The sequence below is a fragment of the Methylophaga sp. UBA5088 genome (assembly GCF_002414625.1).
Classification (GTDB): domain Bacteria; phylum Pseudomonadota; class Gammaproteobacteria; order Nitrosococcales; family Methylophagaceae; genus Methylophaga; species Methylophaga marina.
The window spans coordinates 7,781-9,204 of sequence record NZ_DIAC01000094.1; the positions used below are offsets into that span (position 1 = coordinate 7,781).

The window sequence follows — 1,424 nt, forward strand, 5'->3', positions numbered from 1 at the left end:
CAGAACCACCTGCCGGGGCTGATGATAATGAGACAGTTGCCGAAGAAAATTCACCGATTATGTTACGTGAGCAGGGTAATGTGGAAGGCTATGTTGCACTGACCGTCAGTGAGCAATCGATAGATGCCACATACATGCCAGATAGTCTGGGTAAATCAGCAGGGAAAGTATTGATTCTGCACGGACGTGGTCAGGATATCGATAGCGATGGCATTGTTCGTACCCTCAGGATGGGCTTAAGCAAAGCTGGCTGGTCAACCATGACAGTCGCTTTACACTATGATTTCACTCCTAATCTGTACCTCGCACCATCGAATTCAGAAAAAACAACTGACACTGATGCTGCAAATACGAGTTCTGACGATAGCGATGTTGCAGAGCAGCCAGCAGCGACAGAAACTGAAACAGCAACAGAACAGAGTGAGGAGCCGACAGAGGCTGCAGCAGACGACGCAGAGAGCCAAACTGCTGAAGGTGATGCTGAACAATCAGACACTGAGAACACACCTTATATAGTCAGTAATGAAGCACGCATTGCTGCAGCTATGAGTTATCTGGCAGAAAAACAGGATGGGCCGACGGCCATTATTGGGTTTGGTGAAGCAGCCAATCTGGCAAATGAAAGTTTTTCAATGGCCAGTGGTGAGGTAGGCATCGTGTGGATTAATACGGATATTGAGTTGACTGAACCACCTAAAGTAAAAGTAATACTCGATCTGATAGCTGAGAGACCATTACAAACAGATATAAAAGCGGTTCAACGCAAAGCGAATATGAGAAAAGCCAATGTGAACAATTATGAACAACGAAAAATCATCACGATCAGTCCCAGCTTCTATGGCGCTGAAGCCAATGTTCTTGGCATCGTTCGTGGTTGGCTACACAAACACTTTATCGCCGAGGATGATGCTTAATGCGCATTTATGGTGATGGCAGTCTCATCCATCAAGCCGTATCTGATGATGGTTTAATTGAGGTGGTAGACAGTGGCAATATCCGCTCCTTGCATTTTGGGACTTTTCCCAGACAGAGTTCAATGCGGCTTAATCAGCCGCACTATCTGGAGCTGAGTTACACACAAGCAATGATGGGGTGTTTGTTACTGAATCCCAATCCTAAACGAGTCTTAGTTATCGGGCTGGGTGGCGGTTCATTGGTCAAGTTTCTATTGCACCATTTCCCTGATTGTTATGTCGATGTCGTGGAATATCGTCGCGACGTTGTGGATGTGGCACAGTCTTTTTTCCAGGTTCCGATTGATAACCCGAATTTAAACATCAATTTGGGTGATGGTTATCTCTATGTGAATCAGTGCTTTTACCAAACAGACTTTAGTTATGATCTGATTTTGGTTGATGCTTATGACCAAAATGGGATGGCGGCCAGTGTGGGGGTTCAGGCTTTTTTTGATGCCTGTTCTGGGA

The 1,424-nt window shown here is 45.6% G+C and carries 1 protein-coding gene and 1 pseudogene; both read left to right on the top strand.

What is annotated here, in order from left to right:
* Nucleotides 1–914: DUF3530 family protein (locus B4K20_RS11575; RefSeq protein WP_289282997.1), on the top strand; the 914-nt coding region annotated here is incomplete at its 5' end.
* Nucleotides 914–1,424, top strand: a pseudogene (locus B4K20_RS11580) (spermidine synthase); the annotation flags it as partial. The gene B4K20_RS11575 and the pseudogene B4K20_RS11580, both read left to right, overlap by 1 nt.